The following is a 4,306-nucleotide window of genomic DNA, read 5'->3' on the forward strand; positions in this document are numbered from 1 at the left end:
AAACATAAGCGGAAAGTGTTAAAGGCAAAGAGCCTTTTGCAGACGCGTTGACTTTTGCATCTGCCGAAAATTGTACTCCTGAGTAGCTATATGATTTTGAAACGCTCTTGCTCCACCCATTTTGGTATTTAACAGTAAGGCTGGTATTGGCTGAAAGTGTTGTGGATACGTTAAATCCTATAATCCCTGATATGCTTGCTTGTGCATTTGCATCGAATTTCACTTCCATCACCAGGGTCACCGGTACGCAAGAAACCCAAAAAGTGATCCATTTCCTTTTAGTGGTGATGTTATAACTCCAGGACTTGCTTATCGAAGCTCCCGAAGAGACTGCTACAAAGGGAGTAAGGCTTGGGTTGATTGACACGGTGGTCTGGAACTTCTTTAGAACGTATTTGTACCTCCACCAGCTTACTTTTTTCCAATAATGTTGCCAGAGAAGTGAGGCCCCAAAATTCAAGCTTGCTGTCATGCCTGGTTTTACTGTAAGGGTATAATAAGTGAATTGATGAGAGAGTGTTTGTGAGACGTAAAAGCTCCACGATCCGGAATAATCGTCTTTGAATTTATAAGGGGTGGGTTGTGTTAGCTTGGTTGATGCTTTTTCGTTGGCGAATATGATATCAAAAGCAGTGTAATCCCTCAACTGTTCGAAGAGATCCGCATTGTCATCTTTTAGTATTCGCTCCGGGGATCCACCTCCAGTGACAATCTCCTCCTTGATTCTCAAAGTATTTCCTTGTACATCTAGCTCAGCGTAAAACTTTGTTCCGCCCCCAAAATCCACTGACCAACTTTTTTGGGGTTCTTTCTGAAACGGCGAAAGAACATCCAGTATTCTTGAGCCCTCAGGAAGGATAATGGTCGTTGTTTTTTCAGTACGAATGGAGTTCTTTTCAGAACCAAGAAAAGCCGTCTCGAATATCTTGCCATCAAGTACATTTTCAAAGTATTTCAGCATCACCTTTTCCTCGGAGAAATGTTTTCTTGAAAATTGCAGGAGCTCCTGTTTGCTTTCTGGGTGTGTGAGGAGCCCTGTTACTTTCATCTCGATAATACAGGTGTAATTACCGTTTCTGTCGATATCTACTTTCAAATTCCGGTCTCCAAATCCCGGTACCGAGTCGTAGAGAAAATAGTAACTTTTTGAGATTTCGTCATAGAAATTTTGAAAAACTTCTTTTTCTTTTTCAAGCGTTTCTGCGTGTGAAATATAAATCTTAGAAAGATCTGACGCAGGTACCTTTTCAATACGCGTTATTACAGCAGAGCCATCTGGATAGATTTCTATGGTGTCTTCAATCGAACGATAAAACTGTGCAGAAAAGCCTAAAACAGCAACAACGATAAATACTACAAGCATGAATCTTCTTATCATCTTTTACACCCCCCATTTTAATCTACACAAATTATAGGTTCATTATTTTTTAAAAGAAAGGGATTGAGAAACTCCTCACAAGATTTTAGATTTTTTTATATAATCGTTACTGATAGCTTCCGAACACTAAAAAAACAGAGAGAGTCCTAAAATAGGACATTCTTTGATTGTTAGGCCTGTAAAATTGAATATAATCCTAAGGAGTGGAAAAAAGTGTGGAAGAGTATACTTTCCCAATTTTCAAGTAGGCCTGTTGCCGTTTTTTTGCTTTTTTCAATTCTTGTTTTCCTCGGTTTTTTTTCCTGGGGAAAGCTTCCCCTTGATCTTTTGCCGAATGTGGATATTCCCTATGCAGTGGTAGTAACCCCCTATATAGGGGCAGGACCTGAAGAAGTGGAATTGAATGTGACCAATCAGGTGGAAAGCGCGATAGGTCTTGTGAGTGGTGTGAAGTCATTTCACTCTCAATCGGTTGATGGTTTTTCTATTGTCCAGATAGAATTTGAGAGCGGGACAGACATGAATGCCGCCGTTTCAAGGATAAAACAATCATTAGAATCATTCGCTACAGGCCTTCCAGAAGGGGTCAACCCAATAGTAGTCGAATTCAATCCCTCTATGATACCTGTGTATATACTTGGCATTTCTTCATCTGATGGTGATGTGGAGAATGCTTCGCTGGAGCTTCAAAAAAAGCTTTCAAGAGTGGTTGGAGTTGCCAATGTGGAGAGATTGGGAATTCCGGAAAAGGAAGTAAGGATTACCCTTGATAAAGACAAACTGTCAACTTATGGTATACCATATGACATCCTTCAGACCGTTCTATCCAAAGGCGTCAGATATCCTATGGGCAATCTTGAAAGTGGCGATCAAGTTTTCAAACTTTCCGTTTCCAGTCAGTTCGAATCTCTCGATGGATTAAAAAATACGATAATTGGCATTCGCGGTATGGACAAGATGCTCACTTCTTCTCTGACGGGGCAGAGCCTCAAGTTGGGAGGAATACCCATACCTGTCAGATTAAAACAGATCGCCGATGTTGAGCTTGTCGATTCAGAAACAAGAGGTTTTGTTCAAGTAAATGGCAAAGGTGCTGCAGTACTTGTGGTTCAGAAAAAAGGCGGAACAAATACAGTTAAGGTTGCAAGGAATATTAAGCAGGCGGTTAATGAATGGCAAAATGCTCATCCTGATGTTCAGCTGATCACACTCAGTGATAGCAGTAAGTTCACAGAGAAGGCTGTTAGCGGGCTTTTCAGAAATCTTATCATAGGAGCTTTGGTGGCAACTGTTGTTATCCTGATATTCTTGAAAAACCTGACTGCTACGCTGGCAGTGGCACTGTCTATGCCTCTTTCACTGCTTATTGCCGTTACCCTGCTGTATTTCTCGGGACTTGGGCTGGATCTCATGACTCTGGGCGGTCTTACCATGGCAGTGGGGATGATTGTGGATAACAGTATTGTTGTTCTTGAAGCGATATATAGGCATCTTGAAGAAAAGAAGTCGGCGGCTGAGGCTGCTGGTTTAGGAGGAAGCGAAGTTGTTGGAGCAATATTCTCATCTACTCTCACAACCCTTGCGATGTTTGTGCCTCTTGCTTTTATCTCTGGCTTTTTCTCGCAATTCTTAAAGTATTTTGCCATAGCTCTAGCACTTTCACTTGCAGCCTCTTTACTTGTGGCGATTGTGCTTGTTCCAGCTTTTTCAGGGTTTATCAAAACCAAGAAAAAATCGCGCAATTCCCTTGAACAAACCTATAAAAAGTGGCTAACTGTTCTACTGAGAAAAAAGGGCATTGCCATCGCCGTGTTTTTAGGCATTTTCATTGTTGGCGCTTTTTTAATAGCAACACGGAATTTTGAACTCATACCACCTATGGATAGCGGCATAATAAATATCTCTGTAAGACTTCCAGAAAATAGCAGTTATAAGGAAACAAAGGCAACTGTTGAAAAGATAACAGGAGAGATCCTTTCAAATTCCGGCGAGTACCAGCTTGAAAATCTTTATGCTAATGGTGGTACAACTGGTGGGATTTATTCGGTTTTGTTAGGTGGAAGCGAAAATACCGCTTCTATTCAACTGAGTCTAAAACCAAAAAGAGAAAGGACTTCAACTTCTCAGGAAATATCAGAAAAGCTCAGAGAAGACCTTACGCCTTTAGCTGATAAGCTGGACGCTGAAATCAAAGTTTCTGCCGGTGGCCTGGAAATAGAAAGCCTCATGGGCAATGATATTGAGATCGCATTTTACAGTGATGACTTCCAATCTCTTGAAAAGGCTACAAATCAATTTGCCCAGAAACTGAGAGGAATAGCTGGTGTGGTGAATGTCAGCACAAATTTTGAAGAGAAAGAGAAGAACCTCGAATTGAAAATAGACAGGGGTAAAGCTATCATGTCGGGTATCGTTCCTATGCAGGTTATAGGAGCCATCCAACCCTATACTATGGGGGTTGACCTTGGAGATATTTTCATAAAAGGCGAAAGAGTACCTTTGAAACTCTGTTATGAAACTCCTGAAGATGGGTACCAGTGGTTGAAATCAATTCCCGTAGATTCTATGCTTGGAAAGCCAAGTTATGTAGGAGTGGTAGCTCAGCTTGGCATCAAAGAAACACCAAAAAGCATCGATCATGAAGATGGCCATAGAGTTGGCTATGTGGAGGTTAGCATATCCGGTCGTACATTGAGCCAGGTAGTAAAGGATGTGAACGCTTTACTTCAAAGCGATGAAAATCTGTTGCAATTTACCCCTGAACTTGGCGGACAAGCATCTAACCTTCAAGAGACGCTAAAGCAATTCGCTTTTGCGCTTGTGGTGGGAATCGTTTTAATGTATTTAGTGATTGGCGCACAGTTCGAATCTCTAGTGTATCCTTTTGTCATATTCCTTACCCTACCCATGGCCATAATAGGTGTAGCA

Annotated in this window: 2 protein-coding genes; one reads left to right on the forward strand and one right to left on the reverse strand. The window is 41.3% G+C overall.

From position 1 onward, the window contains the following. Nucleotides 1-1,378: hypothetical protein (locus tag AC3LHT_RS09215; RefSeq protein WP_488662682.1), on the reverse strand; the 1,378-nt coding region annotated here is incomplete at its 3' end. A 213-nt stretch (nt 1,379-1,591) separates the two neighbouring features. Between AC3LHT_RS09215 and AC3LHT_RS09220 the strand changes: the two genes are divergently transcribed. Then, nucleotides 1,592-4,306 (forward strand): efflux RND transporter permease subunit (locus AC3LHT_RS09220; protein ID WP_488662683.1); only part of this gene is annotated, 2,715 nt, incomplete at its 3' end.

The sequence above is a fragment of the Kosmotoga sp. genome, from assembly GCF_982836095.1.